Origin of the sequence: Actinomadura spongiicola (genome assembly GCF_003432485.1) — a bacterium.
Lineage (GTDB): Bacteria > Actinomycetota > Actinomycetes > Streptosporangiales > Streptosporangiaceae > Spirillospora > Spirillospora spongiicola.
Map to the genome: position 1 here is coordinate 787,000 of NZ_QVNQ01000003.1, position 22,393 is coordinate 809,392.

The window sequence follows — 22,393 nt, forward strand, 5'->3', positions numbered from 1 at the left end:
GGCTCATCGGGACGCCCGATGGGCCGGTTTCGGTGTGCGCGGGATCGATGCCGGGTCAGGCGCGGTGGCGCCAGCCGTGGTCGACCGGGCCGATCCCCGCGCCGAGCGGGAAGCCCGCCGCGATCGCGCCCGTCACGTACTCCTTCGCCTTCGCCACCGCCGCCGGGACGTCCTCACCGAGCGCCAGATGCGACGCGATCGCGGACGCGAGCGTGCATCCGGTGCCGTGGGTGTGCCGGTTGTCGTGCCGGGGCGCGGTGAACCGGTACTCGCGCTCCCCGTCGAACAGCAGGTCGGCGGGCTCGCCCGGCAGGTGCCCGCCCTTGATCAGCACCCATGCGGGGCCGAGCGCCCGGACGGCCTCCGCCGCCTCGCGCAGCCCCGTCTCGTCCACGACCTTGACGCCGGTGAGCAGCTCCACCTCGTACAGGTTGGGCGTCGCGACGGTCGCGACGGGCAGCAGCGCCGAGCGGACGGCGTGGACGGCGTCGGGCGCGAGCAGCGCGTCGCCGTGCTTGGACACCCCGACCGGGTCGACGACGGCGGGCGCGTCGCAGGCGGCGAGGGCCTCGGCGACGGTCTCGACGAGGACCGTGGACGCGAGCATCCCCGTCTTGACCGCGTGGACGCCGATGTCGGACAGGACGGAGTCGAGCTGGGCGCGCACCGCCTCCGCCGGCAGCTCCCAGTAGCCCTGGACGCCGAGGGAGTTCTGCGCGGTGACGGCGGCGACGACGCTCATCCCGTGGACGCCGAGCGCGAGCATGGTCTTCAGGTCGGCCTGGATGCCGGCGCCGCCACCGGAGTCGGAACCCGCGACGGTGAGCACGAGCGGCGGGGTCCGGGGCGTGGACGGGGAGGGCGTCATGCCGTCCACTGTAAAGGTTCGCGGAACCGCGACGATCTCAGACCATCACGCAGGGCTGGCCGTTGAGGATGCAGGTGGCGGGCCTGCTCGCGGTGCCCCGCGCGGCGAACACGATCCGCACCTTCGCGCCGGGGGCGATCGCGGTACGGCCCCGAATGTGGGCGATCTTGCCCTTCCTGACGACGGTGGCTCCCTTGACGGCGGTGACGGACGCGCCGGAGATCCTGAACGCCAGCGCCCATCTCGTGATGGGCCGCGCGCCCTTGTTGGCGATCGTGGCGGTCGCCTTGAAGCCGTCCGGGGACTTGGACGCGACCTTGAACGCGATGATGAGGCCGTCGGATCGGCCCTCGCCGCCGCGGCTGGCGCGCTCGCCCTCGTTCCGCTGGGAGACCGGGTTGTCACGGGGGCTGTTCTGGGTGCTCTCGCTCGGCGCGCCGCCCGCGAAGTTGAGGGCGATCTGCTGCGTGCTCAGCGCGTAGGCCACGATCCCGACCGCGATGACGAGCGCGACGATCGGCAGCAGCGGGACGGGCAGCATCGAAAGGAACTTGAACGGCCCCTTCGAGCCGGACTTCTTACGGGGACCGTCCTCGGGACCGGGCGGCTCCGGCGACCAGAGGTCCGGTGAGCCGAACGGGTCGTCGGGCGCGAACGGGTCGTCGGGCGCGAAGGCGGGATAGGAGCCGGGAGCGCCTGGGTAGTCGCCGGGATAGTCCCCGGGGAGGGGATCGAACAGATGCTGGTCCGGTGGCCCGTGCGTCCATTCCGCGTCGGGAGGCGGACCTGTCGACGCCCGGTCGTGCGGGGACACGTAGACGCGGTCGTCGGTCGGTCCGGAGAAATCGTCGAAGGTGGGGTCCGGGAGAGCGTCGTAGAACGACCCGTAGGTCGCGCCGCGATCCGGTACGGGTCCGTCGTCCGGTCGTTCGCGCCTGGTGTGTCGTCCCATCCCATTCCTCTTCGATCACAGGATGTATACCAAACCCGTACCAACCATGCCTACAAGACTCGTCAACTGGTCGGGGTGAGGAGGTTGAGCGAATACCGCCTCACGTCGGGAAATGGTCCCAGGCGCCGGTCGGTGGCTCGCGTCCGTCCACGACCACGCCCGCCCCTTCGGCCACGGTCCCGATGACGGTCCAGGACGGGGGCGGAACGGTGTCCGGGGGGAACGTCGCGGCGAACGCGTGGTCCTCCCCTCCGGTGAGGGCGTGCCGCAACCCGTCCGGTCCGAGGATCTCCGGGACGGGCACGCGGGAGGACTCGACCTCGATGCGGACGCCGCTCGCGTCCGCGATGTGTCCGAGGTCCTGGACGAGCCCGTCGCTCACGTCCAGCAGCGCGGTGGCGCCGTGCGAACGGGCCTCCTCCCCCGCCCGGTACGGCGGTTCGGGACGGCGATGCGCCGCGATCAGCTCGGCGGGCCCGGCGCGGCCCCCGGTGAGCAGCGCCAGCCCGGCGGCGGCGTGGCCGAGCCGTCCGCGGACCGCGACGACGTCGCCGGGACGCGCCCCGGACCGGGTGAGCGGAGCCGCGCCGCCGAGGTCGCCGAGCGCGGTGACCGCGAGCGTGACGGCGGGCGCGGCGACGACGTCGCCGCCCGCGACGGACGCGCCCGCCGCGCGGCACTCGTCCGCGAGGCCGTCGTAGAGCCGTTCGGCCCAGTCCGAGTCGGTGCCGGGCGGGGCCGCGAAGCCCACCAGGAGGGCCGTGGGGCGGGCGCCCATCGCGACGACGTCGGCGAGGTTCTGCGCGGCGGCCTTGCGCCCGATGTCGTAGGGGCCCGACCAGTCGAGGCGGAAATGGCGGCCCTCCACGAGCAGGTCGGTGGTGGCCACGACGCGTCCGTCCGGGGCGGCGATCACGGCGGCGTCGTCGCCGGGGCCGAGCCGCACGTCCGGTCCCGGTGCGAGCCGCCGCGTCAGCCGGGCGATCAGCGCGAACTCGCCCAGTTCGCCGATCGTTCCCATCCGCCCCCCGCGTTTAGATCGTTCCGTATGCGACTGATCGCGGCACGTGCACCCCCCGGACACCCGTGGCGGCGCGTAACACGATACGGTGAACCGTCCGACGGTTGATTCTCCGCCCGGGGAGGACGTGATGGTGCAGGCCTACATCCTCATCCAGACCGAAGTCGGCAAGGCCGCCGAGGTGGCAAGCCATATCTCCGGCATCACGGGCGTCACTCTGGCGGAGGACGTCACCGGCCCCTACGACGTGATCGTCCGAGCGGAGGCGCGCAATGTCGACGAGCTCGGCAAGCTCGTCGTCGCCCAGATCCAGACGGTCGATGGCATCACCCGGACCCTCACCTGCCCGATTGTTCACATCTAAGCGGTTCGTCGCGGTCCTCGCCGCGGGACTCGTCCCGCTGCTCGCCGGGTGCGGCGACGGCGCCGTCCAGGTGCCCGTCCCGAAGCCGGACGCGGCCGTGCGGCGCCTGTGCCAGGGGCTGCGGCTCCCCGAGAAGGTGCACGGACAGCAGCGCCGCGACACCACGCCGGAGACGCCCCTCACCGCCGCCTGGGGATCGCCCCCGATCGCGCTGCGCTGCGGCGTCCCCCGTCCCCCGTCGCTGAGGCCGATGTCCGACCTGGTGGAGATCAACGGGGTCAACTGGTTCGGCCATCCCGCCGACCGGCCGGTCACCTTCGTCGCCGTGTCGCGGCAGGCCTATGTCGAGGTGACGGTGCCGCCCAAGTACAACCCGGCCGGGGACGTGTTGATCGAACTCGGCCCGCTGATCCAGGCGACGATCCCCCCGAAACCCGAAGGCCAGATCTGATCGCGGTCACGGCGGCGGGTCATGGCGGCGGGTCGCGACGCGCGGTGTTCGGTGGGGCGGGTGGGATTCGAACCCACTCAGTCGGCGACACCTGGGTTACAGCCAGGCTCGACTCTCCGAACGTCGACGCCGCCCCTCGAACGGCGGCCTCCCGGCCGCGTCGTACCTCCGGAGGGATTCGAACCCCCAGCGCACAGCACCTCATGCTGCCGTCTCTGCCGTTGGACTACGGAGGCGTGCGTACGGCTCCCGGGATTCGAACCCGGAACATCCACTTCCTGAAAGTGGCCTCTCTGCCATTGGAGTAGAGCCGCATGACATCTCGCGAGGGCGGCGTCACTCGCGGCGGCTCGGCCGGAGAATCGTCAGGAGACGGGATACCGGCCGGGGCGGGCGTGCGACGCCGAGGGCAGTCGTAGGCGGTACTGCTCCAAAGCCATGGCCGGTCCTCCTCTCGGAAGCCTCGTGTCTCGGACGGGCTGACGTCCTCTACGGTGCCACCGTCGCCGAACCCGCCGCAACGCGTTTTCCGCGTCAGGGTTGGTCCGGCAGGGCGGAGCCGAACGCGACGAGCGCCCAGAACGCGACCATGACCCAGCCGAGCGCGATCCCCGTCACCGCGAGGCCCAGCCCGCGCTCCCCGGAACGCCGCAGCCGCGCCCACGCCATATGCCCGGCGATGATCGCCGGAATGGACGGCAGCCCGCAGGTGAGAAGCCCGACCGCGCCCATCGAGACCGCGTAGATCGCGAGGCTGTTGACCGGTCGCTTGGCGGGGGCCTGCGGCGCCTGGTACTGGTGCGGCGTGTACCCCGTGGGCTGCTGGTACGCGGCGCCGCGTGCGGCGACCGCGTCGGCGTAGCGCTTCCACGTCTCCGCCTCGGCCGTGCGCCCCTGGCCGTGCAGCAGCATGGCGAGGTTGCGCATGGCGGCGGGGTCACCGGCCTGGGCGGCCTGCCGGTACTGCCGTTCGACCAGCGCCTCCGCCTCCCCCATGGCGAGCGCGGGCGGCGGCGTGGCCGACTGTGCCGGGGACCGCGTGGCCCGCTGCGCCGTAGGTTGTGCCGGGCGTTGTGTCGGAGGTTGTGTCGGGGCCTCCCGGACGCCGCTGGAGATGAGCCCGTCCAGCAGCGCCTGGGCGGACGGGCGCCGCGCCGGGTCCTTGGCGAGCGCCGCGCGGACGGCGTCGAGGAGCGAGCCGTCCAGGCCGCTGAGGTCCGGTTCCTCGCTGATGATCTGGTGGATGATCGCGGGAATCGAGTCGCCGTCGAAGCACCGCCCGCCGCGTGCGGCGAACGCCACGGTCGCGCCCCAGGCGAACACGTCGGACGCGGGGGTGGCGCCCCGGCCGTCGAGTTGCTCGGGGGCCATGAACGCCGGTGTGCCGATGATGCCGCCGGTCGCGGTGAGGCGCGTCCCGTCCAGAGAGCGGGCGATGCCGAAGTCGATGACCCGCGGGCCGAACGTGGACAGCAGCACGTTGGCGGGTTTCAGATCGCGGTGCACGACCCCGGCGTCGTGGATCGCGGTCAGCGCGGTGGCGATCCCGACCGCGACGGCCTCCAGGTCGGCGCCGCGCAACGGGCCGTCCTTGGCGACCGCCGCGTCGAGGCTCGGGCCGTTCACGAACTCGGTGACGAGGTAGGGCGGGTCGGCGGCGGGCCCCGCGTCCAGGACGGGCGCGGTACAGAACGGCCGGACCCGCTGCGCCGCCGCGACCTCCGCCTCGAACCGTGCGCGGTACTGCCGGTCGGCGGCGAACTCGCGCCTGATCACCTTGATGGCGACCTTGCGCCCTGACGCGTCCAGCCCGGCGTACACCGTGCCCATCCCGCCTTCGCCGAGCCGATCCACGACCCGGTAGGGGCCGATGCGCTCCGGCAGGTCACCATGCGCCAAGGGATGTTCTCCTCAGAGTGGGGTTTTCAGCCACCAAGCGTGGCATATTCGGCCAGTCCCGGCACGGAAGAACCACCTCGGACGAGTCCGCGTCACCGCGGAACCGGATGGATCGTCCGGGCGTCCAAAGTCCATGCGTGGTCGTGTTCTTGCCTCGGTCGGGACGATGGTGTTGCTGGCCGGGGGGTGTGGCGGTCCGTCGGGCGACGGTGACCCGCCACGGCCCGCGCCGCCGATGCGGCTCGTGTCCTACGACAGTTGCGGCGCTCTTCTGGACGGTCTGCGCCGGGCGACGGCGGAGAAGGTCGGCCCCTACGGGCTGGACGACGGCCCCATGATGCCGGGGTCGCCGGAGAGCGGCATGGCCAAACGGGGGCCGCACGCCGCCGCGCAGGCCCCCGACGCGCCGCCCGCGCACTCCAGGACCAACGCGCACGAGGCGGACGCGGACGAGCCCGATCTCGTCAAGACCGACGGCCGCAGGATCGTGGCGCTCACCGACGGCGGACTCCGTGTCATCGACCCGGCCACGCGCAAGGTCGTGCACAGGCTGAAGCTGCCCGGCCATCACGGCACCGGACAGATGCTGCTCAGCGGTGACCGTGTGCTGGTGCTGCACGAGGGGTCGTCGATGATCTCCTACCCCCGCCCGGTGCCGCCGAGCCGGGACGGCCTCCTGCCCAAGCCCGTCTCGTCCATGACACGGCTGACGCTGGTCGACCTGTCCGCCGCGCCCGAGGTCGTCGGGACCATGACGACCGAGGCGGGCTATCTCGACGCCCGGCAGAGCGGCGCCACCGTCCGGGTCGTGATGCGGAACCGGCCGAAGATCGAATTCCCGGGGCATCGTCGGGCGGGCGAGCAGGAGGCCGTCGCGGCGAACCGGGCGGCCGCGTTGAAAGCGCCCCTCGACGCCTGGCTTCCGAAGTTCAGGGTGGAGGCCGGCGGCGCCGCGAAGACGTACGCGCCGCCGTGCGACCAGGTGAGCCGCCCGGCCTCGTACACGGGCTCGACGATGCTGAGCGTGCTGACGTTCGACCTGTCGCAAGGGCTCGGCGACCCGCAGGCGATCGCCGTCGCGGCCGACGGGTCGACCGTCTACGGCAACGGGAAGAGCCTTTACGTCACCGGCACTCCCCCGCATCCGCTCACGCGGAGCAAGGCCCCTGCGCAGGGTACGGACGTGTACAAGTTCGACGTCGGCCGCCAGGGAAGGCCCCGCTACGTGGCGGCGGGTTCGGTGAAGGGCGACCTGCTCAACCAGTACTCCATGTCGGAGCATGCCGGGAATCTGCGTCTGGCCACGACGGTCGGCCGGTTCGATCCCGGACGCGGGCGGTCGGAGAGTTCGGTGCACGTCCTCGCGCAGGACGGCGACCGGCTCACCGAGATCGGCCGCGTCGACGGCCTCGGCAAGGGCGAGCGGATCTATTCCGTGCGGTTCATCGGGGCCACCGCGTACGTGGTGACGTTCCGGCAGGTCGACCCCCTCTACGTGCTCGACCTCAACGACCCCCGCCGTCCGCGCCTCACAGGCGAACTGAAGATCACGGGCTACTCGGCGTATCTGCACCCCACGGCCGACGGCAAGCTCCTCGGCATCGGACAGGACGCCGACACCACCGGCCGGACGCGCGGCCTTCAGGTCTCGCTGTTCGACGTCTCCGGTGCCCAGCCCCGCAGGGTCGCCTCCTACCAACTGGAGGGGGCGTCGTCGCAGGCGGAGTTCGAGGCGCACGCGTTCCTGTACTGGCCGCGGTCGGGTCTGACGGTGATCCCGGTGACGCGTCCCGACGGCGGGATGAGCGAGGCGCTCGCCCTCAAGGTCTCCGGGACGTCCATCACCAAGGCCGGAACCATCAGGCATCCCAGCGGGACCTACGGCGGCGGCGTGCGGCGCTCACTCGTCGTCGGCGACACCCTCTGGACGTTCTCCATGGACGGCGCCCGAGCCACCGACGCCGCCACGCTGGCGAACACGGCGTGGCTGCCGTTCGGTTAGCGCAGGCCGGTGGAGCGCCGCAGCGCGGTCTGGATGAGCCGGTCGACGAGCGCCGGGTAGTCGAGCCCGGTCGCCGCCCACATCTGCGGGAACGCCGACGCCGGAGTGAACCCCGGCATCGTGTTGATCTCGTTGAGGATCCAGCGTCCGTCCGGGGTGAGGAAGAAGTCGACGCGGGCGAGGCCCTCGCAGTCGAGCGCGTCGAACGCCTGGACGGCGATGCGGCGGATCTCCTCGATCGCGGCGGGCGGCAGATCCGGCGGGATCGCCATGCTGGTGGTGCCGTCGAGGTACTTGGTCTCGAAGTCGTAGAAGTCGTGGCCGCCCGCCATCAGCACCTCGGCGGGCAGGCTCGCCTCGGCGGGACCGTCGTCCACGCCCTGGAGCACCCCGCACTCGATCTCGCGGCCCTCGACGGCGGCCTCCACGATGACCTTCGGGTCGTGCTCCCTGGCCTGCTCCACGGCGGCGTCCAGGTCGGTCTCGTCGGTGACGCGGCTGATGCCCATGCTCGACCCGGCGCGGGCCGGCTTGACGAACACGGCGCGGCCGGACGCCAGGCCCAGCTCCTTGATCTCGTCGATCTTGCGCTTGCGTTCGCGCCGCCACTCCCGGTCCCCGACCACGACATAGGGGCCGACGGGCAGGCCGCGCGCCTGCCACAAGAGCTTCATGAACTCCTTGTCCATGCCGACCGCGCTGGCCAGCACCCCGGCCCCGACATACCGGACGCCCGCGAGGTCGAGCAGCCCCTGGAGGGTGCCGTCCTCGCCGTACGGTCCGTGCAGCAGCGGCAGCACCACGTCGACGTCGCCGAGCCGCTCGGGGACCGTGCCCTGCTCGACGACCAGCAGACCGCGGCTGTCGGGGTCGAACGGCAGCGCGAGGACGCCGCCGGAGCCGGTGACCTCCGGCAGGCGGCCGTCCTCGATGACGAGCCGCAGATCGGCGGGCGGCAGCACCCAGCGGCCGTCGCGGGCGATGCCGATCGGCACGACCTCGTACCGGTCCCGGTCGATGGCGGCCATCACGGCCCCCGCGGTGACGCAGGAGATCGCGTGCTCGGAGCTGCGTCCGCCGAAGACCACCGCCACGCGGATCTTTGATGCCTGGGACATGAGGCCCGACCCTACCGTCGATCAGCCCGGGTCGGCCACGAACGACCGGGCACGATGATCATGTTCATACCCCGTACCGCTCGGGCTTCGGGGAACGGGAGATCAGCGAGATGGCCGCCTCCTTGAGGGGCATGCCGTGGTGCAGGACGGCGGCGACCGCCTCGGTGATCGGCATTTCGACGTTGTGCTTGCGGGCCAGTTCCAGCACCGCCTCGGACGACTTGACGCCCTCGGCGGTCTGCCTGGTGACGGCGATGACCTCCTCCAGCGTCATGCCGCGGCCGAGGTTCTCGCCGAACGTCCGGTTGCGCGACAGCGGCGACATGCACGTCCCGACGAGGTCGCCCATCCCGGCGAGCCCGGCGAAGGTGTGCTCGTCGGCGCCGAGCGCGGCGCCGAGCCGGGCGATCTCGGCGAGCCCGCGGGTCATCAGCAGCGCCTGGGTGCTGGCGCCGAACCCGAGCCCGACGGCCATGCCGACGCACAGCGCGACGATGTTCTTCACCGCGCCGCCGAGCTCGCAGCCGACGACGTCGGTGGACGTGTAGACGCGGAAGTACGGCGTCATCGTCGCGGCCTGGAGGCGCCGCGCGGCGTTCTCGTCCGCGCAGGCCGCGACGGCCGCGCCGGGCTCCCCGCCCGCGATCTCGCGGGCGAGGTTCGGCCCGCAGAACACGCCGACGCGGCCCTCGGGGACGTCCGCGACCTCCCGGACGACCTCCGACATCCGCCGGGACGTGCCGAGTTCCACGCCCTTCATCAGGCTGACGAGCACCGCGTCCGGCGGCAGCAGCGGCACCCACGCGGCGAGGTTCGTCCGGAGGGTCTGCGCCGGGACGGCCAGCGCGACGAAGTCGGCGCCCTTGAGCGCCTCGGCCGGGTCCAGGGTCGCGCGGAGCCCGTCGGGCAGGGGGACGCCGGGCAGGTAGTCGGGATTCTCGTGCCGCTCGTTGACCGCCTCGACGATCTCGGGGCGGCGGCCCCACAGGACGACGTCGCCGCCGGCGTCGTGCAGCAGTCTGCTGAACGTCGTCCCCCAGGACCCGGCACCCATCACCGCGGTGCGGTACGTCACGAGCCGTCCGCCTTCGGTTCGCGGGCCGTGGTTCGGGCCTCCGCCGGGGCCGAGGCGGCGCGGCGGCGCTCCTCCAGGACGCGGTGGTGGTCGTACCGTTCCCTCGGCGGCTCCTGGCCGCGCAGGTCCGCGAGCAGGCCGGTGATCGCGGCCATGATGTCGTCGGTGGCGGAGCGCAGGGTCTCCCGGCCGAGCGGGCGGCCCGCGTACCTCGACAGGTCGACGGGCGGCCCGGCGGCCACCCTCATCGTCTTGCGCGGGAACGGATGGAACCCCCTCTTCAGGGTGCCCGCGAGGCCCGTCGCCTCGCCCTTGCGGTACGGCATCAGCTCGTGCGCCCCCCAGTTCGCGACCGGGACGACCTTCGCGCCGGTCTTCAACGCCATCCGCGCCACGCCCGTCTGCCCGGTCATGGGCCACAGCTCGGGGTCGCGGGTGCAACTGCCCTCCGGGTAGAAGATCAGGCATTCGCCGTCCAGGAGGGCCCGCTCCGCGTCGTCCAGGGCGAGGGCCGCGTCGGCGCTGTCGCGGTGGACGGGGATCTGGCCGGTGCCGCGCACCACCCTCCCGACGAACCTGGCCTGGAAGAGCGTCGACTTGGCCAGGAAGACCGGATAGCGGCCGGACTCACACACGAAATGGGCGAGCGCGAGCGGGTCGGCCTCGGAGATGTGGTTCGCGGCGATGATGACGCCGCCCTCCGCGGGGACGTTCTCGCCGCCGCGCCAGTCGCGTTTCAGCAGGCCGGACAGGAGCGGGCGAAGGACGACGGTCGTGAACCTCCGCCAGCCCGGCGAATGACCGTGGCCCGTGCGGGCGCCCTGCGGGCCTCCCCCCGGCCCCCGGTTCGCTTCGCTCATGCCGGTCTCCCCCCGCCCTTTCCCCTGGGTGAACGCAAGGTGTCCCCAAGTGTCGCGGTTGCGTGCGCATAGTGTCGAGTTGCCATGTCTACCGCAGAGCACGTCTCCTGGTCGCTCGTCGTGCCGGTCAAGCCGCTGGCCCGGGCGAAGTCCCGCATGTCACCGCACGCGGGCCCGCACCGCGAGTCGCTCGCGCTCGCGGTGGCGACCGACACGGTCGCCGCCGCGTTGCGCTGTGACCGGGTTCGCACCGTGATCGTCGTCACCGACGACCCCCTTCCCGCCGCCGACCTGGCCGCGCTCGGCGCCCGGGTCGTGCCCGACGTCCCGGACGCGGGACTGAACCCGGCCCTGGTCTACGGCGCCGGCCGAAGCCGTGAATTCGCCGCCGACATGGGCGTGGGCGCACTTTCAGCCGATTTGCCCGCTTTGCGTCCTCTTGAACTCGCCCGGGTCCTCGACGCGGCCGCCGCGTCGCCCGAGGCGTTCGTCCCGGACGCGGCGGGCACCGGGACGACCCTGTACACGGCCCGTCCGGGCGTCCCGTTCGCCCCGGCGTTCGGCCCCGACTCCCGGGCCGCCCACCGGGCCCGTGGCGCCCGTGAGCTGCTGCTCCCCGGGACCGACTCCGTCCGGCGGGACGTCGACACCCTCGACGACCTCCGAACGGCCCTCGCGCTGGGCACCGGACCCCGCACCGCCGCCGTCGCGACCCGGCTGCCCGCGCTCGCCTAGAGTTCGGGTATGCAGGCGACGGTCAAGGAGTTCGACGCGGCGACCCGCGCGGGCAGCGTGCTGCTCGACGACGGAACGGAGCTGCCCTTCGACGCCGAGGCGTTCGCGGCCGGGGGGCTGCGGCTGCTGCGGTTCGGGCAGCGGGTGAACCTCGCTCTGGACGGCGACCGGATCTCGGTGGTGACGCTCTCGACGTTCCCGCTGCCCGACCCGCAGCGGCCGTCCTGAGCGTCCGCGAACATACCGGCCCAGCGAACATATCGGCCCAGCGAACGTACCGACACGGCGAGCGTGCCGACGCGAACAGCGCCCGGACCCGAGTCGCCGGGTCCGGGCGCTGTTCGTGGTGAGGCTACTTCTTGCCGGCCACCAGGTTCTTGAAGTCCGCGCCCGCCTTGAACTTCGGCACCGAGGTCGCGGGAACCTCGATGGTCTTGCCCGTTGCGGGGTTGCGGGCCGTGCGGGCAGGCCGGTCGGCCTTCTCGAACGAACCGAACCCGGTGATCGCGACCTTGTCGCCCTTGGCGACGGCGTTCTGGATCGCGTCCAGGATGGCGTCGACGGCCTCGGCTGCGGCCTTCTTGCTGCCCAGCCGGTCAGAGATGGCGTCGACCAGCTCACGCTTGTTCATGGGTTACTCCTCTAGTTCCCCCCTTGCCCGAACGAAACTAAGGGACCCTCAGCGTGGACACAATCACCTGCACGCACGAGTTGGCGTGTCGCTGGCGTTTTGTCGGCCTCGCCCCCGTCTCGACGGGTGACCGGACCTGATCCGGCCACTGCGCACGCTAACCGACGTCGGGCGTCTCGGAGAAATCGGCGAGGAAGGCTTCCAACCTGCGGGCGGCCAGTTCCGGGTCCCGTTTCGCCAGATCGGTGATCGCCAGGAGCTGGCGGATGAGCCGCCGCCGGGTCGACGGCGGCAGCGGCGCGACGGCCCGATGGGCGTCACGCAACTGCCGTGCGAGCTGGGTCAACGCGGGGTCGTCCCACTCCGGGCCGGTCCACTGGACCATGGCCAAGGCATGCCTCCGAACGGTCGAACGGGTCTTCGCACTAACGCGATTGTCCCCGCCGACCGTTCCAAGGCGTCCACCCGGGTACGGGATAGACCGGTCTTCCCCGCCGAACCGGCGGGCCTTACACCGTCGTGGGCAGCCAGTCGCGGCGGGCGGCCTCGTACTCGCTGACGGCGTCGGCGTGCCGGAGGGTGAGGCCGATGTCGTCCAGGCCCTCCATGAGACGCCAGCGCGTGTAGTCGTCGATCTCGAACGAGGCGGTGCCGCCGTCCCAGCGGACCTCGCGGCTCGCCAGATCGACGGTGATCTCCAGCGTGGGGTCCTTCTCGATCCGCGTCTGGAGCTCGTCGACCTGCTCCCCGGGGATGACGACGGGCAGCAGGCCCATCTTCGTGGAGTTGTTGCGGAAGATGTCCCCGAAGCGCGGCGCGATGACGACCCGGAAGCCGTACTGCTGGAGGGCCCACACGGCGTGCTCGCGGGACGATCCGGTGCCGAAGTCGGGCCCGGCTACGAGGATGCCCGCGCCGTCGTACCGCGGCTGGTTCAGGACGAACTCGGGGTCCTCTCGCCAGGCGGAGAACAGGCCCTTGTCGAACCCGGTGCGGCTGACCTGCTTCAGCCAGACGGCGGGGATGATCTGGTCGGTGTCGACGTTGCTGCGGCGCAGCGGCACGGCGCGCCCGGTGTAGGTGGTGAACGCTTCCATGACTTTCCTTACAGGTCGGCGGGGGCGGCGAGGCGGCCGGTGACTGCGGTGGCGGCGGCGACGGCGGGCGACACCAGGTGGGTGCGGCCGCCGGGGCCCTGCCTGCCCTCGAAGTTGCGGTTGGACGTGGACGCGCTGCGCTCGCCGGGCGTGAGCTTGTCGGGGTTCATCGCCAGGCACATGGAGCAGCCCGCCTCCCGCCACTCGGCCCCGGCGGCGGAGATGACCTCGTCCAGCCCCTCCTCCTCGGCCTGCTTCTTGACCTTCATGGAGCCGGGCACGACCAGCATCCGGACACCGTCCGCGACCTTCCGGTCGCGCAGGACCCCGGCGACGGCGCGCAGGTCCTCGATGCGGCCGTTGGTGCAGGAGCCGACGAAGACGGTGTCGACCGCGATGTCGCGCAGCGGCGTCCCGGCGGTGAGGCCCATGTACTCCAGGGCGCGTTCGGCGCTCTGCCGCTCGACCGGGTCGTCGAAGGACGCGGGGTCGGGCACGGAGTCGCCGAGCGGCAGGCCCTGGCCCGGGTTGGTGCCCCAGGTGACGAACGGGGTCAGCTCGGCCGCGTCGATCACGACCTCCTTGTCGAAGACCGCGTCGTCGTCGGTGCGCAGGGACGTCCAGTACTCGACGGCACGGTCCCAGTCGGCCCCGGACGGGGCGTGCGGGCGCCCCTTGAGGTAGGCGAACGTGGTCTCGTCCGGGGCGATCATCCCGGCGCGGGCCCCGGCCTCGATGGACATGTTGCAGACCGTCATGCGGCCCTCCATCGAAAGTGACCGGACGGCCTCACCCCGGTACTCGATGATGTGGCCCTGCCCGCCGCCGGTGCCGATCCGAGCGATCACCGCGAGGATGAGGTCCTTGGCGGTGACGCCCTCGGGCAGCGCGCCCTCGACGGTGACGGCCATCGTCTTCGGCTTCGTCTGCGGCAGCGTCTGCGTGGCGAGGACGTGCTCGACCTCACTGGTGCCGATGCCGAACGCGAGCGCGCCGAACGCGCCGTGCGTGGAGGTGTGCGAGTCGCCGCACACGACCGTCATGCCGGGCTGGGTCAGGCCGAGCTGCGGCCCGATGACGTGGACGATGCCCTGCCCGTCGTCGCCCATCGGGTGCAGGCGGATCCCGAAGTCGGAGCAGTTCTTGCGCAGGGTCTCGACCTGGGTGCGCGACACCGGGTCGGCGATGGGCTTGAGCAGGTCCGTGGTCGGGACGTTGTGGTCCTCGGTGGCGATGGTCAGGTCGGGACGGCGGACGGGACGGCCCGCCATGCGCAGCCCGTCGAACGCCTGGGGGCTGGTGACCTCGTGGACGAGGTGGAGATCGATGTAGAGCAGGTCCGGCTCACCCTCGGCACGCCGGACCACGTGCGCGTCGTACACCTTCTCGGCCAGTGTTCGGCCCATCACTCCCACCTCGTATGTTGGACGGCTCTGTTCGGACCCGACTTGCATCTCAAAATCCGAGACGGCAATATCAAGACATGGACAACTCTAGCGGAGTCGGCGTACTTGACAAAGCCGTTCTTGTTCTGAACGCCCTGGAGGCCGGTCCGGCTTCGCTCGCGCAGCTCGTCCAGGCGACCGGTCTGGCCCGTCCCACGGCGCACCGGCTGGCCGTCGCGCTGGAACACCACCGCCTCGTCCACCGCGACACGCAGGGGCGGTTCATTCTCGGCCCGCGGCTCGCCGAACTCGCCATCGCGGCCGGCGAGGACCGTCTCCTCGCGATCGCGCAGCCCATCCTCGCCCAGCTCCGCGACCACACCGGCGAGAGCGCCTCGCTGTTCCGCCGCCAGGGCGACGTGCGGGTGTGCGTGGCGGCGGCGGAGCGCGCCAGCGGCCTGCGCGACACCATCCCGGTCGGCGCGGCGCTCCCGATGACGGCGGGTTCGGCCGCGCAGATCCTGCTGGCCTGGGAGGAGCCGGACCGGCTGCACCGCGGGCTGCGCGGCGCCAAGTTCGAGGCCGCCACCCTGGCGTCGGTGCGCCGCCGCGGCTGGGCGCAGAGCGTCGGCGAGCGGGAGCAGGGCGTCGGCTCGGTCTCCGCCCCGGTCCGCGGCGCGGGCGGACGGGTGATCGCCGCCGTCTCGGTGTCCGGACCGCTGGAACGGCTGACCCGCTCCCCCGGCCGCCTGCACGCCGGACCGGTCGCGGCGGCCGCCGAAAAGATCACCGAGGGAATGCGCCGGACCGCGTCCTGACCCGGACCCGCGCCCTACTGGTCCCCCCTTACCCCCATAACTCGGACACCCTTTGGATAGTGCCGGTATCTAATCGGTCCCCCCGGATACCGTTAACCAACGGTAAAGGGGGTGCGACGGTGCAGATCTCCGAACTCAGTGATCGGAGCGGCCTGACGGTCCAGACGATCAAGTTCTATATCCGCGAGGGCCTGCTCCCCAAGGGCTCGGCGGTCAGCGCGACACGGTCCGAGTACGACGGGCGCCATCTGGAGCGGCTCCGGCTCATCAGCGCCCTCCGCGAGGTCGGCGACCTGCCCGTGTCGGCCATCCAACAGATCATCGCCGCCATCGAGGACGACCGGGTCAGCCTGCACGCGCTGTTCGCCACCACGCAGCACGCGATCGGCCCGCACGTCGCCGCGCCGCACGACCCCCACTGGCGGGCCGCCCGCGAGGACGTGGACGCCCTCGTCCGCGAACTCGGCTGGGACGTCGGCGACCGCGCGCCCGCCCGCGACCTGCTCGCGCACACGTTCGTGGCGTTGCGCCGCCTCGGCTTCCCGATCACCCTGCGCGACCTGCGGCCCTACGTGAAGGCGGCGACCGAGGTGGCCGACCACGAGATCGGCCGGGTCGCCGCCGGGACGCCGCGCGCCAGAACGGTCCACTCGCTGCTGGTCTCGACCGTCCTGTACGAGCAGGTCCTGACGGCCCTGCACCGGTTGGCGCAGGAGGACGCCTCGTCCCGCCGCTTCGGCAAGTCCTGACCTGCGCGTCCCCTACGGGCGGGCCGGCCGTTCCCTCCGCGCCGCGTAGATCACAGTCATGTCATGGACGCATGGCTGCCATGCGTAGTCTTCGCTGGTGTCATGGCACGGTCGCCGCATAGCGTTTCGTCACGCCAGCCAATGCAGGCCCTGTCAGGAGGAATCCAAGGATGCGCGTCACTTTCGGCAACCCCGAGACCGTCCCCCCGCCGCCGCGGCCCGTCTACTCCCACACCGCGCTGGTGACGGCGGGACCGCTCCTGTTCGTGTCGGGCCAGGTCGCCCTGGACGAGAACGGGAACATCGACGCGCCGGGCGACATGGCGCGCCAGACCGAGGTCACCTTCGGCTACATCGAGAAGATCCTCGCGGCGCACGGCGCCGGTTTCGCCGACGTCGTCAAGGTGCAGACGTTCCTCACCGACATGGACCTGCTGCCCGAGTACGCGGAGGCCCGCAAGCCGTTCCTGAAGGACAACCGCCCGGTGAGCACGGCCGTCGAGGTGTCGCGGCTGTTCCACCCGGACGCCCTGCTGGAGGTGGAGCTGGTCGCCGTCCCCGGCAGCTAGGCGGGCGGCCGGGGACGGAGTTCTTCGGCCACGTCACGCAGATCCGTCAGGAACGCGGTGACGGCCGGGGACCTGCGGGCGTGCCGTCCCATGGCGGCGTAGACGGTCCTGCGCGGCTGGTCGGGGGCCACGCCGCGCAGGACGACACCGTCCCGCGCCATGGCCGTGGCCGCCAGCGCCGGCACGAGCGCGACGCCGAACCCCTCCGCGACCAGCCCCAGCTTGGAGATCCACTCGGCGGCCCGCAGCGGCGTCTGCGGCACGAACCCGGCGCTCTCGCAGCGGGCCCGCATGGTGGCGATCGCCTCGGGGTTGTCGGCGACGATCCACGGCTCGTCCGCCAGATCGGCGAGGGAGACGCGGTCGTGGCCCGCGAGCCGGTGGGTGCTGGGGAGCGCGACGAGCAGCGCGTCGTCGGCGAGCGTCACCAGCTCGTCGGCGGCGATCGACGGGTGCTTGTGCGTGCTGACCACGGCGATGTCGAGTTCCCCGCCCTCCAGCATCGGCAGCAACCGCTCGGTCATCCCCTCCCGCAGCAACGGCCGGACGCCCGGATGCCGGGCCCGGAATCGGGCGAGGGCGCGCGGGACCAGCGCGGCGTTCGCCGTCGGGAACGCGCCGAGGCGCAGGGTGCCGGTGTCGAGCCTGCGGAGCCCGTCGAGCGCGCGGGCGGTGTCGGCCAGCCGGTCGAGGAGGCCGCGGGCGTGCGGCAGCAGGGACTCGCCGGCCGGTGTCGGGCGGACGCCCCGCGCGCCACGGGCGAACAGTTCGACGCCGCACACGTCCTCCAGCGCCGCGATCTGCCGCGACACGGCCGACTGCGTGTAGCCCTCCGCGGCCGCGGCGGCGGTGAACGAGCCGAGGTCGGCGACGGCGACGAACGTCCGCAGCAGGACGGGATCAAGGGCTTCGGCGCGCACTCCCGCAGCATACGAGCCGCGGGCGAGGTCACCGCCGCCCTGTCCCACCCCGTTCACCGGCTACCGGCCGCGTCCCGAGGAGACCGCCGAGGCCCGGGACGGCGACCGCCCCCAACGGGGCGAACGTGTCACCGCCGTCGTCCCCGGCCCGTCCGGCGTACCGACCGCCCCCATGTTCGAACGCCTTCAGCGGGGTCGCGCGGCGCCGGTAGTGTCGTTCGCATGCCGCAGCGCCGCGCGTTCGTCAGCTTCGCGACCGACTTCGGCTCCGCGTACACCGGCATCTGCGCGGGAGTCGTCCACACGATCGCCTCGGGCGCCACGGTGCTCGTCCTCTCCGACGAGATCACCCCGTACGCGGTCGTCGAGGGCGCGCTGCTGCTCCGGCAGGCGCTGCCGTACCTGCCGGTCGGCGTGCACGTCGGCATCGTCGACCCTGGGGTGGGCACGCCGCGCCGGCCCATCGTGATCGAGACCGGACGCGGGGACGCGCTGGTCGGCCCCGACAACGGTCTTCTGGTCCCGGCCGCGGAAGAACTCGACGGCGTGGTCCGGGCGCATGTGCTGGAGAATCCGGAGTACCGGCTGCCCTCCGTGTCGGCGTCGTTCCACGGACGCGACGTCTTCTCCCCCGCCGCCGCCCACATCGCCACCGGCGTTCCGGTGGCCGATCTCGGCGCGCCGGTCGATCCCGTGCCGCTGAACGTCGCGCCCCCCGTGGCGGGCGACGGCGAGCTGACCGCGCCGATCCTGTACACCGACCGCTTCGGCAGCCTGATCCTGAACGCGGGCCCCGACGATCTCGCCGCCGCGTTCGGCACGGTGGAGCACGGGACCCCGCTGGAGTTGTCCGGTCCCGGCCACGTCTCGCCGGTCACGTTCGAGGAGACGTTCGGCGCCGTCGCGCCCGGCGACCCGCTCCTGTGGGTCGACTCGTCCGGACAGCTGGGCCTCGCGGTCAATCAGGGCTCCGCGGCGGAGCGTTTCGGGCTGCGCGAACCGGCGGTCGTCACCCTCCGCACGGCACACTCCTGAGACGCAACCCGGTGGCCGTTTCCGGCAGCATGCTGGTGGTTTGTATGACTAAGTCGTATATGATCCCGCGCACCGCATCGCATAAGGCCGGGGGGTCGGATGTCAGAGGTCCACCACTTCTCCTATGGGCTGCTGACGCCCGTACTGGCCTACGTCATGTCCGTCATCGGCTCCCTGCTCGGACTGCTGTGCACGGCACGGGCTCGGGGCACGTCGGGCGGCTCCCGCGCGTCATGGCTCGTCCTCGCGGGGACGGCGATCGGCGGAACCGGCATCTGGGTGATGCACTTCATCGCGATGCTCGGCTTCAGCGTGCCGGGCACCGAGATCCGGTACAACGTGCCGCTCACCCTGCTGAGCTGCGCCATCGCCGTCGTCGTGGTGGCGAGCGGGCTGTTCGTCGTCGGCTTCGGCTCCACCGGCCCCATCAAGATCGTTGTGGGCGGCGTCGTCATGGGCGTCGGCGTGGCGAGCATGCACTACATGGGCATGGCGGCCATGAACATGGCCGGAGACGTCTCCTACCGGAGCGTGCTGGTGGCGCTGTCGGTACTGATCGCGGTGGTGGCGTCCTCCGTCGCGCTGCTGTTCGCGCTGAACATCCGCGGCGGGTGGGCCACCGCCGGTGCCGCGCTGATCATGGGCGTGGCGGTGACCGGCATGCACTACACCGGCATGGCGGCGATGCGGGTCACCGCGCACACCGAGCAGGCGACGCCCGCCGGCGCGACCGCCACCGACTTCCTGATGCCGCTCATCGGCGGGATGGGCGTGGTGTCGGTGGTCCTGCTGGCCATCATCGCGATGGCGCCGACCGAGGACGAGATGCGGATCGAAGCCGCCCTACAGGAGCGGGTCCGGGCCCGGCAGGACACGGTCGTGCCCCAGGCGGCGCCTCCGCCGTACGCGCCGACACGGCCGATCGAGCCGCCGCGAACCCGCTCCACCGGCGAGTGGTTCGACGGCTGACCGGGACATGATCAGGACGCGGTGAGAGCGATGCCGCTGCCGACGCCCAGCAGTACGGACAGCACTGCCGCCACGACCGCGACGGTCGAGGCGCCGCGTGCCGGACGGGGTGCCGGGCGGCCGGTTCGCCGTCCGAACAGCGGGATGATCCAGCGCAGATAGTAGAAGACACTCGCGACCGTGTTGACGGCGGCGACCACGGCGAGCCAGGCGTGACCGCCGTCCAGCGCGGCGCCGAACATCAGGACCTTGCCGACGAACACGGCGGTCGGCGGCGTTCCGACGAGGCCGAGCAGGCAGACGACCAGGGAGAGCCCGAGCAGCGGCGAGCGGCGCAGCAGGCCCGTGTATCCGGCGAGATCGTCGCGTCCGGCGGCGAGCACGACGGCGAAGGCGCCCACGTTGGTCACGGCGTAGGCGGCGAGGTAGTAGAGCACGGCGGGCTCCGCGAGGTCCGTCCGTCCGGCCATGGCGACCGGGACGAGCAGGTAGCCCGCCTGGCTGACCGTCGAGTACGCCAGCAGCCGCCGGACGTTGTCCTGCCCGAACGCGGCGAGGTTGCCCAGCGTCATCGTGACGGCGGCGATCACGGCGACGAGCACCGCCCAGCCGCCGGGCGACGTCTCGGCGCCGAACCGGTACAGGGCGGCGAACGCGCCGATCTTCGGGACGGTCGTGACGAAGGCGGCGACGGCCGGGGGCGCGCCCTCCGTGACGTCCGGGACCCAGAAGTGCCCCGGGACGGCGCCCGCCTTGAACAGCGGCCCGGCCAGCAGCGCGACGACGCCGACCGCGACGACCGCCGGCGACGCGTCCGCGAACCCCTCGCGCAGCATCGGATACGCCGTGCCTCGCCCGACCCCGAACAGCAGCGTGACGCCGCCGAGCATCACCACGCCGAGCAGCGCGCCCATCAGGTAGTACTTCAGCGCGGCCTCGGTGCCCGGCGCGTCCTTGCCGAACCCGGCGAGCGCGTACGCGGGGATGCTCGCCAGCAGGTACGCGGCGACCAGCACCAGCAGGTCGGACGTCGCGCCGAGCGCGACGGTCCCGAGCGCCGACAGCAGGATCAGTGTGTAATGCTCGCTCTCCCGCGGATGGTCGCGCACCTGCCCGGCGGCGAGGATCACGACGAGAAGGGTCGAGCCGAACACGACGATCCGGGTGACGTGCGTGACCGGGTCGATCTCGAACGCGTCGAACGCCATCAGGTCGGGGCGGGTCGCGGCGACGCCCGCTACGGCCAGCCCTGCGACGAGCCCGGCCGCGCAGATCACGGCGACCCGCCACTGCCGTGTCCGCGGCAGGAAAAGCCCGTTGACCAGGCCGAGCACGGCGGCGATGAGCACGCACAGCTCGGGCGCGAGGTCGGCGGGGTTCTCGTTCATCAGCGGCCCACGAGCGCGACGACCGCCGCGGACAGCGGTTCGATCGTGTCGAGCAGGACGCGCGGCGCGACACCGATCAGCAGGGACAGCGCGAGCAGCGGGACGAGCGCCGCCAGTTCGGGCCGTCGCACGTCGGTGACGCGCGGCGTCAGCTCGCCGGGCTGTCCGAGCACCACCAGGTGCAGGACGCGCAGGAACAGCGCCGCCGTGACGAGGATCCCCGCGACGGCGAGCGCACCGGTCACCGCCGTCGCCGCGGTGCCGGTCCCGATCGTTCCGGCGAAGATCTGGAACTCGGCGATGAAACCGGACAGGCCCGGCAGCCCCAGCGAGGCGAACGCGGCGACCGCGACGAGACCCGCGAAGACGGGGGCGCGGCGCGCGACGCCGCCGAACCGTCCGATGTCGTAGCTCCCGGCCCGGTCGTGGAGGACCCCGCAGAGCAGGAACAGCGCGCCGGTGACGAGGCCGTGGCTGACCATCTGCGTGACCGCTCCCGTGACCGCGAGCCGCCGGGCGTCGGTGTCACCGGCCGCGTACCCGGCCGCGCCCAGCGCGAGGACGATGTACCCCATGTGGTTGACGGACGTGTACGCGACGAGCCGTTTGACGTTGTCCTGCGCGAGCGCGACGAAGGCCCCGTACAGGACGCTGACGAGCCCGACGACGAGCATCACGAGGGCGTAGCGGCGCCAGGCGTCCGGCAGCAGCGGCATCGCGATCCGCACGAGCCCGTACGTCCCCATCTTCAGCATGACCCCGGCGAGGACCGCCGACCCGGCGGCGGGCGCGTCGGTGTGCGCGGGCGGCAGCCAGGTGTGGAACGGCACGACCGGCGTCTTGATCGCGAGGCCGGCGCCGACCGCGAGGAGCGTCAGCCCGGCGAGCCCGGGAGACCCGGCGAACGGCGGGGTGCGGGTCAGTTCGACCATGTCGAACGTGTGCGGGTCCGCGCCGAGATAGAGACCGATGAACCCGAGCAGCAGGACGAGCGACCCCAGGAACGTGTAGAGGAAGAACTTCAGCGCCGAGCGGGCCCGGTCCTCGTGTCCCCACAGCAGGATCACGAAGTACATGCCGACGATCGACAGGTCGAAGAACACGAAGAACAGCAGAAGGTCGAGCGCCGCGAACAGCCCGAGGCAGACCGTTTCCAGGAACAGGAACAGCATCGCGAACGCCCGCACCCGGTGCGTGTTCCGCAGCGAGTACACCGCGCACGTGGCGAACAGGACGGCCGTCAGCGCCAGGAGCGGCAGCGACAGACCGTCCACACCCACGTGGTACCCGGCTCGGACGGACGGGATCCATCGCGCGTCCGTCTCGAACGACGTCCCGCCGCCCGTCCCGTGCGCGGCCCACATCGCCGCGACGAGCGCCAGCTCGACGACGCTGACGCCGAGCCACGTCCATGGGACGGCGCGGCGCGGCACGCCCGGCAGCGCGAGCGCGACGGCCAGCGGCAGGAAGATGACCAGGGTCAGCAT

24 protein-coding genes and 3 tRNA genes are annotated in these 22,393 nt (G+C 72.2%); 10 read left to right on the top strand and 17 right to left on the bottom strand.

What is annotated here, in order from left to right; translation table 11 throughout:
* Window positions 1-55: 55 nt before the first annotated feature.
* From thiD to D0T12_RS12340, 3 genes are all read right to left on the bottom strand, one after another.
* Window positions 56-868, bottom strand: a complete 813-nt coding sequence (gene thiD / locus D0T12_RS12330; RefSeq protein WP_117399792.1) for a bifunctional hydroxymethylpyrimidine kinase/phosphomethylpyrimidine kinase — start codon at window positions 866-868, stop codon at window positions 56-58.
* Window positions 869-905: 37 nt separating this feature from the next.
* On the bottom strand, window positions 906-1,820 hold the full coding sequence (locus tag D0T12_RS12335) for a cellulose binding domain-containing protein (RefSeq protein ID WP_117399621.1): 915 nt from the start codon (window positions 1,818-1,820) through the stop codon (window positions 906-908).
* 100 nt (window positions 1,821-1,920) lie between these two features.
* Window positions 1,921-2,841, bottom strand: a complete 921-nt coding sequence (locus tag D0T12_RS12340; RefSeq protein WP_117399622.1) for a thiamine-phosphate kinase — start codon at window positions 2,839-2,841, stop codon at window positions 1,921-1,923.
* A gap of 130 nt (window positions 2,842-2,971) precedes the next feature.
* Here D0T12_RS12340 and D0T12_RS12345 point away from each other — a divergent pair, with 130 nt between their 5' ends.
* Entirely contained in the window at window positions 2,972-3,205 is a 234-nt protein-coding gene (locus D0T12_RS12345; protein WP_117399623.1) for an Lrp/AsnC family transcriptional regulator, read from the top strand.
* Window positions 3,192-3,656, top strand: a complete 465-nt coding sequence (locus tag D0T12_RS12350) for a DUF3515 domain-containing protein (protein WP_233525994.1) — start codon at window positions 3,192-3,194, stop codon at window positions 3,654-3,656. Before D0T12_RS12345 ends, D0T12_RS12350 begins: the two co-directional genes overlap by 14 nt.
* Before the next feature lie 52 nt (window positions 3,657-3,708).
* Here the strand turns inward: D0T12_RS12350 and D0T12_RS12355 are convergent.
* From D0T12_RS12355 to D0T12_RS12370, 4 genes are all read right to left on the bottom strand, one after another.
* A tRNA-Tyr gene (locus D0T12_RS12355) sits at window positions 3,709-3,792 on the bottom strand.
* 27 nt (window positions 3,793-3,819) lie between these two features.
* Window positions 3,820-3,892: transfer RNA gene (locus D0T12_RS12360), tRNA-Leu, on the bottom strand.
* A gap of 5 nt (window positions 3,893-3,897) precedes the next feature.
* Window positions 3,898-3,970 (bottom strand) — tRNA-Leu (locus tag D0T12_RS12365).
* A gap of 220 nt (window positions 3,971-4,190) precedes the next feature.
* Complete coding sequence (locus D0T12_RS12370; RefSeq protein WP_117399625.1) at window positions 4,191-5,555, bottom strand: protein kinase domain-containing protein; 1,365 nt, start codon at window positions 5,553-5,555, stop codon at window positions 4,191-4,193.
* A gap of 244 nt (window positions 5,556-5,799) precedes the next feature.
* Between D0T12_RS12370 and D0T12_RS12375 the strand changes: the two genes are divergently transcribed.
* Complete coding sequence (locus D0T12_RS12375; protein ID WP_199487409.1) at window positions 5,800-7,557, top strand: beta-propeller domain-containing protein; 1,758 nt, start codon at window positions 5,800-5,802, stop codon at window positions 7,555-7,557.
* Here D0T12_RS12375 and D0T12_RS12380 read toward each other — a convergent pair.
* From D0T12_RS12380 to D0T12_RS12390, 3 genes are all read right to left on the bottom strand, one after another.
* Window positions 7,554-8,675: a D-alanine--D-alanine ligase family protein gene (locus tag D0T12_RS12380; protein WP_117399627.1), complete on the bottom strand. Its 1,122-nt coding sequence runs from the start codon at window positions 8,673-8,675 to the stop codon at window positions 7,554-7,556. The genes D0T12_RS12375 and D0T12_RS12380 overlap by 4 nt on opposite strands.
* A gap of 64 nt (window positions 8,676-8,739) precedes the next feature.
* The gene (locus D0T12_RS12385; protein WP_117399793.1) at window positions 8,740-9,729 is read right to left on the bottom strand and encodes an NAD(P)H-dependent glycerol-3-phosphate dehydrogenase; all 990 of its coding nucleotides are present in this window, start codon (window positions 9,727-9,729) and stop codon (window positions 8,740-8,742) included.
* Window positions 9,730-9,746: 17 nt separating this feature from the next.
* Window positions 9,747-10,610 (bottom strand): lysophospholipid acyltransferase family protein, encoded by an 864-nt coding sequence (locus tag D0T12_RS12390; protein WP_117399628.1) that lies wholly within the window; start codon window positions 10,608-10,610, stop codon window positions 9,747-9,749.
* Window positions 10,611-10,694: 84 nt separating this feature from the next.
* Here D0T12_RS12390 and cofC point away from each other — a divergent pair, with 84 nt between their 5' ends.
* Together cofC and D0T12_RS12400 are read left to right on the top strand one after the other, a co-directional pair.
* Complete coding sequence (gene cofC / locus D0T12_RS12395) at window positions 10,695-11,345, top strand: 2-phospho-L-lactate guanylyltransferase (RefSeq protein ID WP_117399629.1); 651 nt, start codon at window positions 10,695-10,697, stop codon at window positions 11,343-11,345.
* 9 nt (window positions 11,346-11,354) lie between these two features.
* Complete coding sequence (locus D0T12_RS12400; protein ID WP_117399630.1) at window positions 11,355-11,573, top strand: hypothetical protein; 219 nt, start codon at window positions 11,355-11,357, stop codon at window positions 11,571-11,573.
* 124 nt (window positions 11,574-11,697) lie between these two features.
* On the opposite strand, the gene D0T12_RS12405 is transcribed toward D0T12_RS12400, so the two are convergent.
* The 4 genes from D0T12_RS12405 to leuC form a co-directional block, all read right to left on the bottom strand.
* Window positions 11,698-11,976, bottom strand: a complete 279-nt coding sequence (locus D0T12_RS12405; protein ID WP_117399631.1) for an HU family DNA-binding protein — start codon at window positions 11,974-11,976, stop codon at window positions 11,698-11,700.
* Between the two features lie 157 nt (window positions 11,977-12,133).
* Entirely contained in the window at window positions 12,134-12,361 is a 228-nt protein-coding gene (locus tag D0T12_RS12410; protein ID WP_117399632.1) for an SCO5555 family protein, read from the bottom strand.
* A gap of 124 nt (window positions 12,362-12,485) precedes the next feature.
* Entirely contained in the window at window positions 12,486-13,073 is a 588-nt protein-coding gene (gene leuD / locus D0T12_RS12415; RefSeq protein ID WP_117399633.1) for a 3-isopropylmalate dehydratase small subunit, read from the bottom strand.
* Between the two features lie 8 nt (window positions 13,074-13,081).
* Entirely contained in the window at window positions 13,082-14,479 is a 1,398-nt protein-coding gene (gene leuC / locus D0T12_RS12420) for a 3-isopropylmalate dehydratase large subunit (protein WP_117399634.1), read from the bottom strand.
* A gap of 77 nt (window positions 14,480-14,556) precedes the next feature.
* Here leuC and D0T12_RS12425 point away from each other — a divergent pair, with 77 nt between their 5' ends.
* The 3 genes from D0T12_RS12425 to D0T12_RS12435 all read left to right on the top strand — a co-directional run bounded on the left by D0T12_RS12425 (window position 14,557) and on the right by D0T12_RS12435 (window position 16,594).
* Window positions 14,557-15,276, top strand: a complete 720-nt coding sequence (locus D0T12_RS12425) for an IclR family transcriptional regulator (protein WP_117399635.1) — start codon at window positions 14,557-14,559, stop codon at window positions 15,274-15,276.
* A 119-nt stretch (window positions 15,277-15,395) separates the two neighbouring features.
* Window positions 15,396-16,025, top strand: a complete 630-nt coding sequence (locus tag D0T12_RS35320; RefSeq protein ID WP_158581479.1) for a MerR family transcriptional regulator — start codon at window positions 15,396-15,398, stop codon at window positions 16,023-16,025.
* 170 nt (window positions 16,026-16,195) lie between these two features.
* A complete protein-coding gene (locus D0T12_RS12435; RefSeq protein WP_117399636.1) occupies window positions 16,196-16,594 on the top strand; it encodes a RidA family protein in 399 nt (132 codons plus the stop codon).
* Here D0T12_RS12435 and D0T12_RS12440 read toward each other — a convergent pair.
* Complete coding sequence (locus D0T12_RS12440) at window positions 16,591-17,514, bottom strand: LysR family transcriptional regulator (protein ID WP_199487410.1); 924 nt, start codon at window positions 17,512-17,514, stop codon at window positions 16,591-16,593. The genes D0T12_RS12435 and D0T12_RS12440 overlap by 4 nt on opposite strands.
* 222 nt (window positions 17,515-17,736) lie before the next feature.
* On the opposite strand from D0T12_RS12440, the gene D0T12_RS12445 reads away from it, so the two are divergent.
* A complete protein-coding gene (locus tag D0T12_RS12445) occupies window positions 17,737-18,549 on the top strand; it encodes an SAM hydrolase/SAM-dependent halogenase family protein (protein WP_117399637.1) in 813 nt (270 codons plus the stop codon).
* Between the two features lie 99 nt (window positions 18,550-18,648).
* Window positions 18,649-19,518: an MHYT domain-containing protein gene (locus D0T12_RS12450; RefSeq protein WP_117399638.1), complete on the top strand. Its 870-nt coding sequence runs from the start codon at window positions 18,649-18,651 to the stop codon at window positions 19,516-19,518.
* An 11-nt stretch (window positions 19,519-19,529) separates the two neighbouring features.
* Here D0T12_RS12450 and D0T12_RS12455 read toward each other — a convergent pair whose 3' ends face one another.
* Both D0T12_RS12455 and D0T12_RS12460 read right to left on the bottom strand, forming a co-directional pair.
* Window positions 19,530-20,906, bottom strand: a complete 1,377-nt coding sequence (locus tag D0T12_RS12455) for an NADH-quinone oxidoreductase subunit N (protein WP_117399639.1) — start codon at window positions 20,904-20,906, stop codon at window positions 19,530-19,532.
* Window positions 20,906-22,393, bottom strand: a complete 1,488-nt coding sequence (locus D0T12_RS12460; protein WP_117399640.1) for a complex I subunit 4 family protein — start codon at window positions 22,391-22,393, stop codon at window positions 20,906-20,908. Before D0T12_RS12460 ends, D0T12_RS12455 begins: the two co-directional genes overlap by 1 nt.

Bases quoted from the DNA above. Each gene is read 5' to 3' on its own strand.
- thiD (WP_117399792.1), bottom strand. From the start codon at position 868: ATGACGCCCTCCCCGTCCACGCCCCGGACCCCGCCGCTCGTGCTCACC.
- D0T12_RS12335 (WP_117399621.1), bottom strand. From the start codon at position 1,820: ATGGGACGACACACCAGGCGCGAACGACCGGACGACGGACCCGTACCG.
- D0T12_RS12340 (WP_117399622.1), bottom strand. From the start codon at position 2,841: ATGGGAACGATCGGCGAACTGGGCGAGTTCGCGCTGATCGCCCGGCTG.
- D0T12_RS12345 (WP_117399623.1), top strand. From the start codon at position 2,972: ATGGTGCAGGCCTACATCCTCATCCAGACCGAAGTCGGCAAGGCCGCC.
- D0T12_RS12380 (WP_117399627.1), bottom strand. From the start codon at position 8,675: ATGTCCCAGGCATCAAAGATCCGCGTGGCGGTGGTCTTCGGCGGACGC.
- D0T12_RS12385 (WP_117399793.1), bottom strand. From the start codon at position 9,729: ATGGGTGCCGGGTCCTGGGGGACGACGTTCAGCAGACTGCTGCACGAC.
- D0T12_RS12390 (WP_117399628.1), bottom strand. From the start codon at position 10,610: ATGAGCGAAGCGAACCGGGGGCCGGGGGGAGGCCCGCAGGGCGCCCGC.
- cofC (WP_117399629.1), top strand. From the start codon at position 10,695: ATGTCTACCGCAGAGCACGTCTCCTGGTCGCTCGTCGTGCCGGTCAAG.
- D0T12_RS12400 (WP_117399630.1), top strand. From the start codon at position 11,355: ATGCAGGCGACGGTCAAGGAGTTCGACGCGGCGACCCGCGCGGGCAGC.
- D0T12_RS12405 (WP_117399631.1), bottom strand. From the start codon at position 11,976: ATGAACAAGCGTGAGCTGGTCGACGCCATCTCTGACCGGCTGGGCAGC.
- D0T12_RS12410 (WP_117399632.1), bottom strand. From the start codon at position 12,361: ATGGTCCAGTGGACCGGCCCGGAGTGGGACGACCCCGCGTTGACCCAG.
- leuD (WP_117399633.1), bottom strand. From the start codon at position 13,073: ATGGAAGCGTTCACCACCTACACCGGGCGCGCCGTGCCGCTGCGCCGC.
- leuC (WP_117399634.1), bottom strand. From the start codon at position 14,479: ATGGGCCGAACACTGGCCGAGAAGGTGTACGACGCGCACGTGGTCCGG.
- D0T12_RS12425 (WP_117399635.1), top strand. From the start codon at position 14,557: ATGGACAACTCTAGCGGAGTCGGCGTACTTGACAAAGCCGTTCTTGTT.
- D0T12_RS12435 (WP_117399636.1), top strand. From the start codon at position 16,196: ATGCGCGTCACTTTCGGCAACCCCGAGACCGTCCCCCCGCCGCCGCGG.
- D0T12_RS12445 (WP_117399637.1), top strand. From the start codon at position 17,737: ATGCCGCAGCGCCGCGCGTTCGTCAGCTTCGCGACCGACTTCGGCTCC.
- D0T12_RS12450 (WP_117399638.1), top strand. From the start codon at position 18,649: ATGTCAGAGGTCCACCACTTCTCCTATGGGCTGCTGACGCCCGTACTG.
- D0T12_RS12455 (WP_117399639.1), bottom strand. From the start codon at position 20,906: ATGAACGAGAACCCCGCCGACCTCGCGCCCGAGCTGTGCGTGCTCATC.
- D0T12_RS12460 (WP_117399640.1), bottom strand. From the start codon at position 22,393: ATGCTGACCCTGGTCATCTTCCTGCCGCTGGCCGTCGCGCTCGCGCTG.